The organism is Amycolatopsis viridis, assembly GCF_011758765.1.
GTDB lineage: Bacteria > Actinomycetota > Actinomycetes > Mycobacteriales > Pseudonocardiaceae > Amycolatopsis_E > Amycolatopsis_E viridis.
Genome location: NZ_JAANOU010000001.1, coordinates 5,620,397 through 5,637,018 on the forward strand (window position 1 = coordinate 5,620,397; position 16,622 = coordinate 5,637,018).

Annotated in this window: 14 protein-coding genes and 1 tRNA gene; 7 read left to right on the forward strand and 8 right to left on the reverse strand. The window is 71.1% G+C overall.

Annotated features, from left to right (window positions below):
* The first annotated feature begins 33 nt into the window (after positions 1-33).
* Entirely contained in the window at positions 34-1,830 is a 1,797-nt protein-coding gene (locus FHX46_RS27905) for a dynamin family protein (RefSeq protein WP_167120817.1), read from the forward strand.
* On the forward strand, positions 1,827-3,074 hold the full coding sequence (locus FHX46_RS27910) for a GTPase domain-containing protein (RefSeq protein WP_167120819.1): 1,248 nt from the start codon (positions 1,827-1,829) through the stop codon (positions 3,072-3,074). Before FHX46_RS27905 ends, FHX46_RS27910 begins: the two co-directional genes overlap by 4 nt.
* Positions 3,075-3,097: 23 nt before the next feature.
* Here FHX46_RS27910 and FHX46_RS27915 read toward each other — a convergent pair whose 3' ends face one another.
* From FHX46_RS27915 to FHX46_RS27925, 3 genes are all read right to left on the reverse strand, one after another.
* The gene (locus FHX46_RS27915; protein ID WP_167120821.1) at positions 3,098-3,286 is read right to left on the reverse strand and encodes a hypothetical protein; all 189 of its coding nucleotides are present in this window, start codon (positions 3,284-3,286) and stop codon (positions 3,098-3,100) included.
* Entirely contained in the window at positions 3,286-4,533 is a 1,248-nt protein-coding gene (locus FHX46_RS27920; protein ID WP_208400322.1) for an aKG-HExxH-type peptide beta-hydroxylase, read from the reverse strand. Before FHX46_RS27920 ends, FHX46_RS27915 begins: the two co-directional genes overlap by 1 nt.
* A gap of 111 nt (positions 4,534-4,644) precedes the next feature.
* Positions 4,645-4,803, reverse strand: coding sequence for a hypothetical protein (locus FHX46_RS27925; protein WP_167120823.1), 159 nt, complete (start codon positions 4,801-4,803; stop codon positions 4,645-4,647).
* Positions 4,804-5,003: 200 nt separating this feature from the next.
* On the opposite strand from FHX46_RS27925, the gene FHX46_RS27930 reads away from it, so the two are divergent.
* Positions 5,004-5,777: a FadR/GntR family transcriptional regulator gene (locus FHX46_RS27930; protein WP_167120824.1), complete on the forward strand. Its 774-nt coding sequence runs from the start codon at positions 5,004-5,006 to the stop codon at positions 5,775-5,777.
* A 106-nt stretch (positions 5,778-5,883) separates the two neighbouring features.
* Positions 5,884-7,017: a hypothetical protein gene (locus FHX46_RS27935; protein WP_313886267.1), complete on the forward strand. Its 1,134-nt coding sequence runs from the start codon at positions 5,884-5,886 to the stop codon at positions 7,015-7,017.
* A 180-nt stretch (positions 7,018-7,197) separates the two neighbouring features.
* On the opposite strand, the gene FHX46_RS27940 is transcribed toward FHX46_RS27935, so the two are convergent.
* Both FHX46_RS27940 and FHX46_RS27945 read right to left on the reverse strand, forming a co-directional pair.
* Positions 7,198-7,282, reverse strand: a tRNA-Ser gene (locus tag FHX46_RS27940).
* Between the two features lie 20 nt (positions 7,283-7,302).
* Complete coding sequence (locus tag FHX46_RS27945; protein ID WP_208400323.1) at positions 7,303-7,767, reverse strand: MarR family winged helix-turn-helix transcriptional regulator; 465 nt, start codon at positions 7,765-7,767, stop codon at positions 7,303-7,305.
* 471 nt (positions 7,768-8,238) lie between these two features.
* Between FHX46_RS27945 and ypfJ the strand changes: the two genes are divergently transcribed.
* The gene (gene ypfJ, locus FHX46_RS27950; RefSeq protein WP_167120826.1) at positions 8,239-9,150 is read left to right on the forward strand and encodes a KPN_02809 family neutral zinc metallopeptidase; all 912 of its coding nucleotides are present in this window, start codon (positions 8,239-8,241) and stop codon (positions 9,148-9,150) included.
* Between the two features lie 1,107 nt (positions 9,151-10,257).
* Here the strand turns inward: ypfJ and FHX46_RS27955 are convergent.
* Positions 10,258-11,739: a M28 family metallopeptidase gene (locus FHX46_RS27955; protein ID WP_167120828.1), complete on the reverse strand. Its 1,482-nt coding sequence runs from the start codon at positions 11,737-11,739 to the stop codon at positions 10,258-10,260.
* A gap of 75 nt (positions 11,740-11,814) precedes the next feature.
* Between FHX46_RS27955 and FHX46_RS27960 the strand changes: the two genes are divergently transcribed.
* The gene (locus FHX46_RS27960; protein WP_167120830.1) at positions 11,815-12,792 is read left to right on the forward strand and encodes an NAD(P)H-quinone oxidoreductase; all 978 of its coding nucleotides are present in this window, start codon (positions 11,815-11,817) and stop codon (positions 12,790-12,792) included.
* On the opposite strand, the gene FHX46_RS27965 is transcribed toward FHX46_RS27960, so the two are convergent.
* On the reverse strand, positions 12,789-13,988 hold the full coding sequence (locus FHX46_RS27965) for a cysteine desulfurase-like protein (protein WP_167120832.1): 1,200 nt from the start codon (positions 13,986-13,988) through the stop codon (positions 12,789-12,791). The genes FHX46_RS27960 and FHX46_RS27965 overlap by 4 nt on opposite strands.
* 123 nt (positions 13,989-14,111) lie before the next feature.
* Here FHX46_RS27965 and FHX46_RS27970 point away from each other — a divergent pair, with 123 nt between their 5' ends.
* Positions 14,112-14,666 (forward strand): bacterial proteasome activator family protein, encoded by a 555-nt coding sequence (locus FHX46_RS27970; RefSeq protein WP_167120834.1) that lies wholly within the window; start codon positions 14,112-14,114, stop codon positions 14,664-14,666.
* A gap of 6 nt (positions 14,667-14,672) precedes the next feature.
* On the opposite strand, the gene FHX46_RS27975 is transcribed toward FHX46_RS27970, so the two are convergent.
* Entirely contained in the window at positions 14,673-16,298 is a 1,626-nt protein-coding gene (locus FHX46_RS27975; protein WP_167120836.1) for a hypothetical protein, read from the reverse strand.
* Positions 16,299-16,622: the final 324 nt, after the last annotated feature.

A 16,622-nucleotide genomic window follows, 5' to 3' on the forward strand; every position in this document is an offset into this window, starting at 1 on the left:
ACGTTTTGGTCACGACACGGCACACTCCTCCGCGTGCTTGCACCGCCCTGGCTCGACGTACTGGACGACACCGCCCACGTCTGCGCCACCCAGCGCCGTCCCGACCTCGTGGACCGGATCCGCAGACGCAGAGCGCAGCTGCTCGACGAGAAGCTGCGGGTGGTCGTGATCGGCGAGGCGGGCCAGGGCAAGAGCCAACTGGTGAACGCCCTGGTCAACGCCCCGGTGTGCGCGGTCGGCGAGGACGCCACGACCACCGTCCCCACCGTCGTCACCCATGCCGCCGCCCCGACCGCGGCGGTCGTCACGGCCGGTCCGCGGGTCATCGAAGGCCCCGCCCGGGAGCCGGTGCCGGTCGATGCGGTTACCAGCCAGGCCAACCGGGACGCGGTCGCGGTGAGCGGGCCACCGGTCGTGCGGGCCGAGGTCGGCCTGCCCCGCGCCCTGCTGTCCGGCCTGGCACTGGTCGACACCCCGGCGCAGGCGGCCATGGACACCGTCGACTCGGCCGACGCCGTGCTGATGGCCACCGACGCGACCAGCGAGTTGTCGGCGTCGGAGATCCACCTGCTCGAGCAGGTGATCCGGCTGTGCCCGACGGTGCTGGTGGTGCTCACCAAGATCGACCTGGTGCCGGGCTGGCGGACCGTCGCCGAGCGCAACCGCAGCCGGCTCGACCAGCGCGGCCTGATGGCGTCGATGATCCCCGTGTCGGCGGCGCTGCGGCTGGCCGCGGCGCGCACCGGTGATCAGGAGCTCAACGCCGAGTCGGGGTTCGGCGAGCTGGTCCGGTGCCTGCACCGCGACCTGCCCGGTCAGGCGGATCTGCTGGCCCGCCGTTCGGTGGCGGCGCTGAGCACGACCGCGGTGGAGTCGCTGCAGAACTCGCTGCACGAGGAGTTCGCCGCGACCCAGCAACCGGACAACGGCGACACCGTCGCACGGTGGCGGGCGGCCGGGCACCGGCTGGAGAAGCTGCAGCGCGACGCGAGCCGCTGGCAGACGATGCTGTCCGACGAGGTGTCCGACCTGATCTCCGACGTCGAGTTCGACCTGCGCGACCGCACGCGCAAGATCCTGGTCGAGGTCGACGAGTACTTCGACACCGCCGACCCGGCGAAGACGTGGGACGAGTTCGAGGCGTGGCTGCGGGAGAACCTCACCGCGGTCGCCGAGACGAACTCGGAGTGGCTGCTGGACCGGTTCGAGTGGGTCGCCCGCAAGATCGCGCGCCAGGTCGCGCCGCACCGCGAGGACGCGCTGCCCGACTCGCTGCCGCGCGACATCCCCGGTGACGCGGTCGGTGACCTGCGGATGCCGCGGGTCGAGCGGTTCGGCGTCGGGCAGAAGCTGTTCGTCGGCATGCGCGGGTCCTACAGCGGACTGCTGATGTTCGGCCTGGCGACGACGATCGCCGGGCTGCCGCTGATCAACCCGATCTCGCTCGGCGCGGGCGCGGCGTTCGGCGCGAAGAGCGTGTTCGAGGAGCGCGGCAACCGGCTCAAACGGCGCCAGCACGCCGCGAAGACCGCGGCGCACCGCTACGTCGACGACTTCTTCCTCCGCTACGGCAAGCACAGCAAGGACACCGCCCGGCAGATCCACCGCGCGCTGCGCGACCGGCTCAACGCGATCGCCGACGAGTTGCGCGGCGAGATCACCGAGACCGCCAAGACGTTCAAGCAGGCCATCGACGAGGACAGCACCCGCCGCACCGTCCGCGCGAACGAGATCCGCCGGATGATGGACGAGCTGAACGTCCTGCGCCGGCGCGCCCAGGCCCTCGCCGCGCCGCCACAGCTGCCGACCCCACGGGGGATCACCGCGTGAGCCTCGCCGCGCGGACGCGGGCGGTGCTCCAGGAGGCCGTCGGCGTTTACCAGGACAGCCCACGCGCGACGAGCTGGCTGCAGCGCCAGCTGACCCGGTTCGACGACCCGCTGCGCCTGGCGGTGGTCGGGCCGAGCGGGTCCGGTCGCTCGACGTTGGTCGCCGCGCTCGCCGGGGAGTCGCCGCAGGCCGAGATGACCTGGTTCCGGACCGCACCGGGGCGCTCGGCGGACGAGCTGATGTTGATGGACACGCCGGCGATCGACGGCGGTGCGGCGCCCAGCACGATCGAGGGGATCAGCATGGACGCCGACGCCGTGCTGTACCTCGTGCGGCGCCCGTCCGGGGCGGACCTCGGTTTCCTGCACACCCTGCAGGACCATCCGGTCGCGCGCGCGGCCCCGGTCAACGCGCTCGTCGTGCTGTCCCGTGCCGACGAGCTGGGCGGGGGCCGGATCGACGCGGTGATCTCCGCGCGGCAGGTGGCGCGCCGGTACCGGGTGGCGCCGGAGGTGGCCGGGTTGTGCCAGGACGTCGTGCCGGTGGCCGGGCTGCTCGCCGCTGCCGGGCGAACGCTGACGGAGCCGGAGTTCTCGGTGTTGCGCACGCTCGCAGCGATACCCCGGGCGGAGCTGGAGCCGCGGTTGCTGTCCGCGGACCGGTTCGCGGCGGCGGAGTTCCCGGCGCCGGTGGCCGCGTCCGACCGCGCCGCGCTGCTCGGCCGGTTCGGGTTGTTCGGGGTGCGACTGGCGGTGACGTTGATCCGCCGTGGCGCGGACACGTTGCCCGCGTTGGCCGGGCAGCTCGTGCCCCGCAGTGGTCTCGCTGACCTGCGGGAGGCGATCGACGGGTACTTCGTGACGCGGCGGGACGTGCTCAAGGCCCGTTCCGCGTTGATCGGGCTGGAAGTGGTGCTGCGCATGGAACCGCGGCCGGCCGCGGCAGGATTGGCGGCGGAGCTGGAACGGCTGCTGGCGGGTGCCCACGAGTTCCGGGAGCTGCGGCTGGTGTCCGCGCTGCAAACCGGACGGACGTCCTTTTCCGCCGAGCTGACCGCGGATGCGCTGCGGCTGCTGGGCGCTGCGGGCACGTCCCGCACCGAGCGCCTGGGCGGCGAACAGGTGCTGCCGGCCGTGCGCCGATGGCGGGACCAGGTGGAGAACCCGGAGCTGAGCGCCCGGGAGCGGCGGGCGGCTGCGGTCGTGGTGCGCAGCTGCGAAGCGATGGCGAACGGGACGATCTGACGCCCCGGGTCGTCCGGCCGGGTTCAGTCGTCCTCGGGGCCGGCGGGCTTGAGGTAGGCGGTGCCGCCGGTCGGCATGCGGCGGAAGAAATCCACGCGGGTGATCGGCCGGCCGCTGGGCCGGTTGCCGGGATCCGGAGACTCCGGCCGGGGCACCGTCGCTTCGCCGGGCTGGTTTTCGTGCCTCCGGCGCGGATCCCACTGGATCGACATCAGGTTCCTTCCGACGTGGCTGTTCCGTCCGAAGAGGACAGTACTCCGCCGCGCGGGGTGGCACGAACCAAGGTGGCCTCCGCCAGCGCACCGAGCACCGCCGCTCGTCCGGGACCGATTTCCGACAGTGACCGACCGGCCGGAGCCCGGCTCAGCTCGACCACCAGTTCGGCTGCTTCCCCGTCCAGCCAATGCAATTCCGGCGGGGTGCCGGGGCGTCCGGCGAGCACCCGGCCGGTGGACTCGATCCGGGCGAGCCGCACCATCGGGTCCAGCGTGTACTGGCCGTCGCAGGCCGGACGGGTGACGGGCGACGGTGGTTCGGGCTCGCTTCCGTCACCGAGCAACGTGTACAGCAGCCACCTGGCGTCGGATTCCAGCGCGTCCTGTTCACCCAGCAGCCAGCGACCGATCTCGGTCGCCCGCTCGCGCGCCCGCGTCAGCAGCGAATCCGGGCCCAGTTCGCCCAACTCCCCACGACGAGCGACGTCGTCGGCGAACTGGGCCAGGCAGGTGTAGGCGTGGAACGCGGCCATCACCTGCTCGACCGGCCACACCGCGGCCGACCAGGACGGCCGGAACTCCCGCCCGGCCGCGACGTCGGCGCCGAGGAAGTTCCGCGTGATCGCGAGGTCGAACAGCTTGACGTGGGCGCCCTCGTGGACGACCGCCTCGGCGACCTGGTAGGCCGACGACGGCCGGTCGATCAAGATGAGCCCGGGGAACAGCCGCGACGACGCGGAGATCAGCCCGCCGGAGGTGGCCGGATCGAGGACCACCAGCAGGCCGACGTGCGCCAGCAGGTCGTCGGCGAGCGCCGGGCTGACCTCGCGCACCTTGCGCAGACCGTCCGCGACCATGGCCAGCGCTTCGTCGTCGCCGGTCAGCGGTTGCGGCGGCCGCCGCCCGGGCAGGCTCTGGGTCTGGACGACCCGCATCGCCCCGGCCAGCCGGTCGTCGGTCCCGGTGACCACGCGGATGGTGAACGGCCCGGCGGGCAGCTCGGTGGTGCGGGCACCGAGGTCGTCGTCGATCCGCGGGTCGAAGGGCATCCGCCCGGCCAGCGCCTCCCCGATCCGGAACCGGAACAGGGGGTTGTCGAGCTGCGCCACCGGAACCGGCTCGTGCCCGGGTGCCAGGAGTTCGAGGCTGAGCCGGTACAGCGCGCGGCGCTCCTCGAGCACCGCGCCGGCCGGCGCCAGCGCCGCGTGCACGGCCGTGGCATCCGGCCAGGCAGGTCTGGACATCCGCGCGGCTTCCGCTAGGAGGGAACGGCCATGGACCGCGCGAGAGTACATCTCGCGCCGGACCCCGCCGCGCGACGGGGCGGCTGTCTGACAACAGACGGAGTGAGGCTCCTAAGTACCCGTGCCGAGGAACGAGACGATCTGGACGAATCCCAGCACGGCCAGGACGAATCCCGCCGTCAGGGTCATCACGATGACCGTTCGCCACCCGATGAGGGTTACTCCGAGAGCCACCAGGAAGATCACAGCGAACAGAGATTCCGGGGTCATGGCGAAAACCTCCTCACTGGCCGCGGCGACCGCCGGGCTGGTGGCCCGGCCGCTCACCTGCTGTCGGCAGTTGTATGATCGCTTTCTTGTCAGTTGTCTGTCAAGTAACTACTGCTGACAGACAACTTGCGTCTGGCATCTGATCAGAGTTAGGGTTTCTGGAAGCTCGGGGACTCCAGGAGCCACGCGAGAGGTCGACGATGGACGACGAGAGCTGGGCTCTCTCACCGAACACCCGCAAGCCGCTGCCCGAACTGATCGAGGACAAGATCAGGTCGTTGATCCGCAGCGGCAAGTTCCAGGCGGGCGACCGGCTGCCCACCGAACCCGAACTGGCCCAGCGCATGGCGGTGGCCCGCAGTTCGCTGCGCACCGCCTTGCAGCGGCTACAGCTCCAGGGTGTGGTCGAGGTGATGCGCGGCCGCGGCTGGTACGTCCGCTCGACCGACGTTTCCGAGCACGACGAGCCGCTGGTGTTCGACCGGCGCGTGAGCGATGCGGACCTGATGGAGGTCCGCATCGCGCTCGAGACGACCGCGGCGAGCCTGGCCGCGACCCGCGCCACGGAGGGCGAGCTCGACGACATCGCGAAGCTGGCGAAGCTGCACCAGTCCACGTCGATCGACGACAAGGACGAGCTGCTGCAAACCGACGAGGACTTCCACGCCGCGGTCGTCCGGGCGAGCCACAACGAGCTGCTGGACCAGCTGTACCGGTCGCTGGTGCCGCAGCTGCGCGGGTACCGGCGCAACAGCTACAGCAGCTCCGAGGTGCACGTCCGCTCGGCCAACGACCACAACCAGGTCACCTGGTTCCTCAAGCGCCGCGATGAGGGCGGCGCCCGCGCGGCGATGGCGACGCACCTGCTCGGCCTGTACACCGACCTGATCACGCAGACCGGCACACCGCCCGGCCAGCGGGCCACGCTCACCACCTACGCGCTGGAGGACGAACCGCGCTGGCAGCAGCCGTGAATTAAGCCTATCGGCCGCTTTCGCCGTCCCGGCCGCTCCGCCGATCATGAGTTCTCTCGGACCGGGCGGGGAGGCTGTGACAGCTGGGGAGAAACAGCGGCCTGGTGTGCCCGCGCGCCCCGGTGTGCTGCGCCTCGCGATCGGTCTGGTGGCCGCCGGGGTCGCCGCGCTGCTCGCCGTCGTGTCCTGGCGCGCCGCGCCGGGGTGGCCGACCGCGGTGCACGACGTGCTCGTGGCGATGTTCCCGCTGGTCATCGCGGCCGGATGCGGGGTCGGCGGGTACGAGCTGTTCGTGCACCCGCGGCTGGTGGCGGAGCTCGCCCGGATCTCCGGCCCCCGAATTGTGGAGGCGCTGCTGCCCCAGCAGGTGATGGAAACCTTCCTGCATTCGATCTACGGCGACAACGAGGCCAACCGCGATGTGGTGACGGGCGTGCTGGGCGGCGAGGGGCTGCGGCCGCTGGGCGGGGACCTGACGATCAGCACCCACACCGGCGTGATGTTCGAGCTGAGCGCGGTGGACCACGAGATTTACCACCTGACGACAGCGGTGACCTACAGCTTCAAGAAGAACGTGCAGGTGGACCGGTTCATCATCTTCGCGACCTGCGATGCGCTGCTGCGGGACTCGATCAGCGCCGGCTGCCAGCTGCCGTTGTTCGAACTGTGGTTCGTGCCGGACAGCTCGCTGTTCGAGAGTTCCGTGGACGACATGCTGCCGTCCGTGCGCCTGCGGATCGAGTACCTCGACGAGGCGGGCCGGCACCACGTGGCATCGTCGAACCGGCTCGAACTGCGCGAGGTGAAGTACCAGCAGTGGGCCGACTACCTGACCTTCTTCCGCACCAACATGGGCCCGCTCCCCCGCCAGAACACCCTTGACCACCTGTCCGACCTGCGCATCTTCGAATGCGACCTGTCCGACATCGCCGGCGACGACCACACGGTGGCCGCGATCGAGCGCCTGTCGATGCGGGCGACCGCGCTGCAACGCATCGACGACGGATACTGCTACTGGCAGGCTCCGTACCCGTGTTACGTCGAGCGGATCTCCATGTCGGCCGGGGAACTCGCCCTCGATGGCGGCGGCAGCTTCGAGTTCCGGGTGGTGCCGTTCACCTTCCGCTCGAACACCGCCTCGGCGCACTGGCTGAAGGCGGAGGACCTGCCCGACCTCGACGTGCGTTCCTGGCTGCTGCCCGGCCACGGCGTGGCGCTGCTCTGGCGCCCGGCGAAGTGACGTGGTCAGGGCTCACCCCATGACTGGAGCCGAACCACGAGACCGCGGCGCCCGGCCAGATCGGGCGGCGGCCCCGCCCAGCGTTGCCGGCGGCCACCACGTGACGCCAGATGAGGCCAGGGCACATGCCGCGACACCGGTCGAAGATGCCCGACGCGGAATATACCCTGGTCACAGACGCGGAAGCGGAGGGATTTGAACCCCCGGTCGGTTGCCCGACGCTCGCTTTCAAGGCGAGTGCATTCGGCCGCTCTGCCACGCTTCCCTGCGCCTCAGGGTAGCTGCTCAGCCACCCAGGTCGTCGAGGTGTTCGGCGACCCTGGAGAACACCGTGGCGAGCACCGCCTGCTCCTCGGGCGTCAGCAGGTCGATCAGGTGCGCCCGCACGCCCTCCACGTGGGTCGGGGCCGCTGCTTCCAGCAGGGCCGCACCGCCAGGGGTCAGCTCGGCCACCACACCGCGCTTGTCGTCCGGGTCGGGCGCGCGCCGGGCCAGGCCGGCGGCCTCCATGCGGGCGATCTGGTGCGACAGGCGGCTCTTCGTCGACGCGATCACCGTGGCGAGTTCGGACATGCGCATCCGCCCGTCCGGCGCCATCTCCAGGCACACGAGCACCTCGTAGTCGGTCAGCGAGACGCGGTGCGCGGCGGCCAGTTCGCGGTGCAGCCGCTGGCGGAGCCGCAGGGTGGCGACGATGTACGCGCGCCAGGCCGACATCTCCGGCTCGCTCAGCCAGCGCACCTCACCCATGCCGGAACATTAGCCGGGAGCCGCGATTACCAACCAACGAGGGACGACGCCCCGGTTGAGGATTCCATGGCGCAGGCGCAGACTTGAGGGCAACGGCGGATCGGTCACCGGTCCGGGACGCACTACCCGGGTGCGGCCCACCGAGCCGTCCGACGGGAGAGGATCAGGTGGTTCAATGACGAGAAGTTCCTCGCGGTTGACTACCGGATTACGCTGTGGACCCACGGCCGGGATGCGATGAACCCAGTCCGGCTGTGACTGTGAGCAGCACGGGTTTCCATCTCGATGCGCCTCGACCATCGTTAGCGCACTACGGCGATTTCGAGCCTGTTTCGGTGCGGTCTCCGTGTCCGCACCGCAGTGCCACTCGCCGGCCCGCGACGTGGTCAACCGCTGATTACAATTGACAACCTCGGTAAACCTGGGTGCGGACCAACCGGTCCGCACCCAGGCTTGTGTGAGGGAGAACGCGTGCGGTTTGACGAAGGCGCCGGGCTGGACACGTCCGAGGTCGACGACCTCCGCGGAGGTGGCGGCGGGATCGGGAGCAGGGTCGCGCTCGGCGGTGGCGGGCTCGGCATCGTCGGTGTGATCATCTACTTCGTGCTCTCCCAGATCGGCGGGGTCAGCCCGAGCGGCGCGGGCAGCCTGGGCGATCTCGGGTCCGGGGAGCAGGTCACCAACGGCCGGCTCGCGCAGGAGTGCCGAACCGGCGCGGACGCGAACTCCAACCACGACTGCGCGATCGTCGCCATCGTGAACTCCGTTCAGGACTACTGGAGCGACCAGTTCGCGCGCTCCGGCCGCACCTACCGGCAGGCGCAGACGAACTTCTTCAGCGGCGCCGTGCGCACCGGCTGCGGCAACGCCACCTCCGACGTCGGCCCGTTCTACTGCCCGGCCGACTCCGAGGTCTATATCGACTTGTCGTTCTACAACGAGCTGCGAACGCGATTCGGCACGCAGGGCGGGACGTTCGCCGAGGCATACGTGCTCGCGCACGAGTACGGCCACCACGTGCAGAACCTGCTCGGCACGTCCCGCCGGGTGGGCAACCAGACGGGACCGACATCGGGTTCGGTGCGGCTCGAACTCCAGGCCGACTGCTACGCCGGGGTGTGGGCCAACCACGCGACGACCACACCGTCGTCCAGCGGGCGGCCCTTGATCAACGACGTCACGCAGGACGACATCCACCGCGCGCTCGACACCGCCTCCCGCATCGGCGACGACTACATCCAGTCGAAACTCGGTGGGGGCCAGGTGGACTCCTCGCAGTTCACGCACGGCACATCGGCGCAGCGGGAACGCTGGTTCACGACCGGGCTGCAGACCGGCGACCCCGCCCGCTGCGACACCTTCGGCACCAACAACCTGGGCTGACACCGGCGCTCACCGATCGAGGCTGCGTTACGAGCTCACCGATCCAGGCTGCTTTACGAGTGGAGACTTCGTCAGCCCCCGGGTGGGACATTCGCACGTCGGCGAGCGAATGGGCCTGTCATCGGCGCGCGAGAGGACGCGTTGTGCACTCGCGACTGCGAATCTCGCGCGCCGGTGAGCAAAGTGGAATTTGATGTGCTCACGGGTGGCGCGTCTCGCGGTCTGGAGAGTGGGACTGCCGCGCGGTCAATCACTCTTCCTCTCGCATGGTGCGAAAGTGACGGCCGCGCGTCGGCGAGTGGAACCGTCATGCCCGCGCGGATGCGACCCTCGGGTCGGCCCCGGCACCTCCGCACATCACTGAGCGGCACCGTCGAGCCCCCACGAGCGGAACTTCCACGTAACCGTCACCGGCACTTACGCACGCCGGCAAATGGAACCCTCATGCAAGCGCGGATGCGACCCTCGGGTCGGCCCCAACACCTTCGCACGTCACTGAGCGGGACCGTCGAGTCCACACGAACAGAACTTCCACGTAACCGTCACCGCGACTTACGCGCGCCAGCAAATGGAACCGTCATGCCCCGCGCGCGGATGCAACCCTCGGGTCGGGGCACCTTCACGCGCCAGCGAGCGCGACCGTCGAGCCCACACGAACGGAACTTCCACGTGATCGCCACCGGCATTTACGCGCGTCGGCAAATGGGACCACCGTGACCGCGTAAGCGGGACTCGCGCTCTGCGTTGACGGAAACTCATGCCGCACCGAGTGGGACCGTCGCGGCCGCGCGAGCGGGACATTCGCACAAGCGAGTCTCGACCTCTCGAAGGTCCCGCGAGTGGGACTCTCGCGCGCTGCCGGCTTGCCGATGACCAAAGGAGGTGTCGCCCAGGCCAGGCCCGGGCGACACCTCCTTCACGATCGAAGCAGCGGCTGACGCGGCCGGGCGAGCAAGGCCCGCCCGCGCCGCCCCAATTCCTAGCCAGCACCGAGCCCAGGCTCCAAGCCAGCACCGGCCCAGGCGATCAGGTCAACGCCGGAACCTCGCATCAACCTGCCCGACACCGCAGCCGGGCAACCCCGCCAATGCCCGCACCACCACCGGATCAAGCAACAGCCGCCCTGGCAGCCTTCGCCGCCGGGTGCCGGTGCGGTTTCACCGCCGGCTTGCCCGGGGCGACACCGTTCACCGATTCCGTGCTGAGCGCGAACGTTCCCAGCGTCCAGGCGATCGTGTCGGCGTTGCGGTCCAGTGCCACCCGGTCCACGTTGCCGAGGTTGTCGCACGCCTGGTGGTAGCACGGGTCGTATGCGATGCCCGCCTGGCCGCCCCACTTCGCGGCCTGTTCGGGGGTCTTCACGCCCTCGGCGCCGGTGGCCAGGCCACCCGCGGGGATGCCGGCGGCGATGAACTCACCGTAGTCCGACCGGCCGTCGAAGTCCTTGCCCTCCGTCGGGATGCCGCGGCCGTTCAGGTATCCGGTCAGGGTCTCCTCGATCTGCGCCGAACCGTACGGGCCAGGCCCGGCACCAACACGGTCGGAATTGTCGCCGTCGTAGGCGAAGTAGCCCGCGTTCGGCGAGCCGATCATGTCGAAGTTCAGGTACAGCGCGATGTCCAGCTGTTGTTCGAACGTCAGCGAGTCCACATAGTACGTCGATCCGATGAGGCCGTACTCCTCGGCGCTCCACCACGCGAACCGGACCGCGTTCTCCACCTTCGGCTTGCTGCCCAGCTGCAACGCGATCTCCAGCAGCGCCGCCGAGCCGGTGCCGTTGTCGTTGATGCCTGGCCCCTCCGGGACGCTGTCCAGGTGCGCACCGGCCATCACCACGTTGTCCTTGCGGCCGGTCTTCGTCTCCGCGATCACGTTGTACGACGTCCGCTGCTCCCGGAACTCGCGCAGATCCAGCGTCACGGTCGCACCGTCGCGCCCGGCGAGCGCCTGCCCGTCGGCCTGCGAAATGCCACCCGTCGGGATGCGCGCCGCCGCCGGGTCGCCCAGCGTTCCGTTCAGTGCGCCTGCGGTGTTGTTGTAGATGATCGCGCCGAGCGCCCCGGCGTCCGCGGCCGCCGCCTGCTTCTGTGCGAACGGGCACGCGCCGCGCGACACCAGCACGATCTTGCCCGTCACCCCGGCGAAGTCCGACACCTCACACCCGGGGGTGGCGTCGACCGGGACCACCGCCAGCGGCGCCGTGATCCCGCCCGCGGGCGTGGCCGCGCTGTAGGTCATCACGGTGATCGGCACGTCCGCCCCCTCCACCGTCAGCTTCTCCGCGAGCTTTTGGGTGTAGACGAACGGGAACTCCTGCCGCGTCACCGAATACCCCGCGGCTTCCAGCTTGCCGGCGACGTAGTCGGCCGACGCCGCATGACCGTCGGTGCTCGCGGCGCGGTTGCCGCTGTGGGTGTCGGCGATGCGCTGCAACGCGATGAGATGCCGGTTGATCGCACCGGCGTCGGTCTTCGCGACGAGCTGGGCGGGTAGCGGGGACGGGGCTGCCGTCGCGGCCGGGGCGACGACCGGCGCGAGCGCGGCGGTCAGCACCAGGGCGGCAAAGGTTCGCTTTGGCCGAAGTGACATGGCCAGTCACTTTTGTCCTGATCGGCGCCAAGGTCAATCGTGCATTCGGTCTACCTCGGCAATAGGGTCGGGCTCATGCATGCGATCAAGCTCCGTGAACCCGGTGGTCCGGACAACCTGGAGTGGGCCGAGGTCGCCGACCCGCAACCGGGCCCCGGCGAGGTCCTCCTCGACGTCGCCGCAAGTGCGGTGAACCGGGCGGATCTCCTGCAGCGCCAGGGCAACTACCCGCCGCCACCCGGGGCGAGCGACATCCTCGGCCTCGAGTGCTCCGGCACGATCGCGCAGCTCGGCGAGGGTGTCGAGGGCTGGCAGGTCGGCGACGAGGTGTGCGCGCTGCTCGCCGGTGGCGGCTACGCCGAACGCGTCGCCGTGCCCGCCGGGCAGCTGCTCCCGGTGCCCGGCGAGGTCGACCTCATCACCGCCGCCGGCCTGCCCGAGGTGGCCTGCACCGTCTGGTCCAACGTCGTGATGCACGCGCGCCTCACCGAGGGTGAGGTGCTGCTCGTGCACGGCGGCGCCGGCGGCATCGGCACGCACGCGATCCAGGTCGGCAAGGCACTGGGCGCCACGGTCGCGGTCACCGCCGGCTCGGCGGACCGGCTGGACCGCTGCCGCCAGCTCGGCGCCGACCTCGCGATCAACTACCGCGAGCAGGACTTCGTCGAAGTGCTCCAGGAGGAGACCGGCGGAGCCGACGTCATCCTCGACAACATGGGCGCGAAGTACCTGGACCGCAACGTCAGCGCGCTGAAGACCGGCGGCCGTCTGGCGATCATCGGCATGCAGGGCGGCGTCGTGGGCGAGCTGAACATCGGCAAGCTGATGAGCAAGCGCGCCAGCGTCGCGGCCACCACGCTGCGGGCGCGACCGGTGGACGACAAGGCGCGCATCGTCGCGGACGTGCGGGACCGCCTGTGGCCGCTGGTCGCCGAGGGCGCGGTGCAGCCGATCATCGGCCAGGTCGTGCCGATGTCCGACGCGGCGGCGGCCCACCGCGCTCTCGAGGAGGGCGGCGTGTTCGGCAAGGTGCTGCTGTCGGTCCGCGGCTAGCGCAGCTCTTCCAGCACCCGCGCCAGCTGGTTGACCTCGAAGACGTTGGAGTAGTGGGCGAGCGCGATCCGCACCGCGCCGCCCACCTCTCCGACGCCGAGCGCGGCGAACACGCCGCTCGTGCCGAGGTCGGCGAACGCGCACAGGCCCTGCGAGGCCAGGTATTCGGCGATCTCGGGCGCCTTCTTGCCCATCACCGTGAAGGCGAGCGCCGGGATGCGGCGCATCGCGTCGCCGATGACCATGACGTGCCGCAGCGCGCGCAGTTCGGTGCTGAGCTGGGCGAGCAGTCCCGCGTGGTAGGACTTCGCCGACCCCAGCGAGGTCACCAGCCGCTCGCGGCGGGAGCCGGTGGCGGCGTCGTCCAGGCCGGCGAGGTAGTCGATGGACGCGATGAGCCCGGCGAGCAGCGGGTACGCGTGCGGCCCCAGCTCCAGCCGGGCGGGCCCGCGGGCAGCCGGGTCGAGCGACGCGGACGGCAGCCGTTCCAGCAGGTCGGGGTCGCGGAACACCAGGGCGCTGACGGCCGGACCGCCCCAGGCCTGCGCAGCCACCACGAGCACGTCCGCGCCGAGGGCGTTCATGTCGAGCGGCACGAACGGCGCGGCGGCGGTGGCGTCGACGACCACCAGCGCGCCGACCCGTTTAGCGAACTCGGCGATCGTGGGCACGTCGGGTCGGGTGCCCACCGCCCCGGATGCGGCGGTGACGGCGACGGCCTTGGTGCGGGCGTTGACCAGGTTCTCGTACTGCCAGGCCGGCAGCTCGCAGTTCTCGATGTCGATCTCGGCCCAGCGCACCACCGCGCCGACCCGTTTCGCGCCGTGCGTCCAGGGCACGATGTTGGCCTGTTCGTCCAGGCGCGAGACCACCACCTCGTCGCCCAGGGTCCAGCGCTCGGACAGGGCGTCGACGAGCCGGCGCAGCAGCACCGCCGCGCTCGACCCGAGCACGACACCGGCCGGATCGGCACCGACGAGATCGGCCACCGCCCGTCTGGCCGCGGTCACGATGCTGTCCGCCCGCTGCGACGCCGGGAACGCGCCGCCCGGTCCGGAGACCGGGGCGCGCATCGCCGTCGAGACGGCGGAGGCCACCTGTTCGGGTACCAGCATTCCGGCAGGGCCGTCGAAGTGGATCCAGCCGTCACCCAGCGCGGGGAACAACCCACGAATTCGAGCGACGTCGAACGCCATGAGCACCACCGTACGGACGAGTAGTTTCGCAGCGCGTCCCGGGGTTGGGCTGTGCCCGACCGCCGCCGCGCGGAAAGACTAGGCTCGGACACAGCGCGTTGCCGAACCAGCCAGGATGGAGCAATGACGGAACCGAATTTCGCCGCGTCGAACTCCCCCGACGAGCAGCCCCACCGCGTGGTCGTGGTGGGTCCGGACGGCTCTCCGGTGGGCACGGCCCGGATCCCGAACGGGGAGGACGAGCACCAGGAGTCGGTTGGTGACCTCGTCGAAGAGCCGGCGAAGGTCATGCGGATCGGCACCATGATCAAGCAGCTCCTGGAGGAGGTGCGGGCCGCCCCGCTGGACGACGCGAGCCGCGACCGGCTGCGGGAGATCCACCAGACGTCGGTCAAGGAGCTGGAGCAGGCGCTCGCGCCGGAGCTGCAGAGCGAGCTGGAACGGCTGGTCAAGCCGTTCACCAACGGCACCACCCCGTCCGACGCCGAGCTGCGGATCGCGCAGGCGCAGCTGGTCGGCTGGCTGGAGGGGCTGTTCCACGGCATCCAGACGGCGCTGTTCGCGCAGCAGATGGCGGCGCGGGTGCAGCTGGAGCAGATGCGCCGCGGGCTGCCGGCCGGGCGCGGCGGGCAGGAGGGTCAGCCGCCGGGGATCAGCGGGACGGGCCAGTACCTGTAGTCGCGGTCACGGCTGCCGGCGGGGGCACACGGTCAGGTCGTCGGTGCGCAGGGCACGGGAGCAGTCGAACCGGTCGCGCACGGCCGCCGCCATCTCCGGCGGCAACGCGGCCGGGGTGATCCACACCGGCTCCAGCACGACGTAGCGCACCGACTCGTCGGACAGGCAGGCCACGTTCTCGGCGTAGCTCGCCGTTCCCCGCAGCCCGGGCGGGTACCCGCCCTGGTGGAGGTACGCCGGTGACGGGTACCGGCACGGCGTCGGGTTGCCCAGGAAGTACGGGATGTCACCGAAGGTCAGGTACACCACGGGTGTGCCGCTGCCGATCCGGTCCCGCACCGCGAGCAGTTCGCCGGTGAACTTGTGCTCGATGTCCACCCGGCCGGCGTTGGTGTAGGCGGCGTGCACGCCGTCGAACGAGTACGGCGTGGTCGGCAGGATCGGCACCGTCAACGCGAGCACGCCCACCAGCACCGGCACCGACAGCACCGGCCGCCCGCCGCGGCCGGGCTCGACCGCGCACGCCAGCACGGCCAGCACCACCAGCCCGCCCAGCAGCCCGTACGCGAGCGTGCCGTGCCCGGACCGCCAGTTGAACGACGCGCTGAGGCACACCCGTGCGGCGAACGTGACCACCACGGTCGCCCCGACCAGCGTCCACGGCGGCCGGCCGTGCACGAGTGTCCAGCGCGCGATCGCCAGCGCCCACCACCCCGCGGCCAGCGGGATCAGCGCGGCCGCCTGGAACTGGAACCACTGGCCCGGCACGGCCACGCCGGCCAGCACCACGGCCACCGCGAGCACGGTCCACACCACCCAGGCCGTGCATGCCCGGGACACCCGCACCAGCACCACCAGGCTCGCCGGCAGCAGGGCGAGCATCGGCGTGAGCATGGCCTCGTTCGCCGCGAACTTCACGAGCGCGCCGATGCTGCGCGTGACGCCCTCGTCGAGCTGCACCGATTCGCGCAACCAGCGCCATTCCCGTGGCGCCAGCAGGCTCAGTCCGAACAGGACGGCCGTGACCACCACCGCCGTCCCACCGGCGACCACCGCGCGCCGCCGGTCCAGCGCGGCGATCACGCCCAGCGCGATCAGCGCGGTCGGCAGCGTCGTGTACCCGACCAGCACCGCGAGCGCCAGCAGCACCCCGCCGACGGCCGCCGGAGCGGTCAGCGCCGCCCCGATGGCGGCCACCGCGCACACCGCTGCCACCCACTCCGGCTGCAGGAAGTCCCCGTTCGGCGCCAGCGCGAGAGCCAGTCCGACCGTCGCGGCGACCGCCGACGCCTCCCCGGGCCGCAGCCCGCGCCGGAGCCCGGCGCGCAGCCACCACGCCGCTCCCGCCACGACCGCCAGCACGACCAGCCGGACCAGGCCCTCGCCCACGCCGACCGAGCGCACGTCAAACACGCCCAGCCCGTGCACCAGCCACCGGTACGCCGGTGTCCGGTCCACGAATGTGCCCGCCGCCCCGGACGGGCTGACGTCCAGCCCGCCCAGCACGGACCGCACGTCGTGGCCGAGGCCGATCCACGCCGCGGTCAGCGCCACCGGCAGCGCCGCGACCCCGGCCCACACCCAGCCGCGGATGGGCCGGTTCCGCACCTCGTCGCGGACGGTGGTGGTCAAGGTGGCCACCTACTGCCCCGCCCGGTCGGCGATCCGGGGCTCTTCCAGCCGCGCGCGGGTGTGCGCGTGCTCGGCGTGGACATGTTCGGCGAGGCACATGGCAATCACCCTTCGTTATCGAGGCGACGACTCTAGCGAGGTTTCCCCGCAGCCGGCGACGCGAGGGCGGTTTCCGCTGTCGACGACCGCCGGGACCGGGTCGTCCCGCTCTCGGCGGGACGGCGCGCGCGGGTGACGATTCGATACCCAGGTGTCACGGACAGTCGCACACGGTGATTTCACACGGTGTCCAGGGAATTCGGGCGTCTCCGCCCTGCCCGGAGC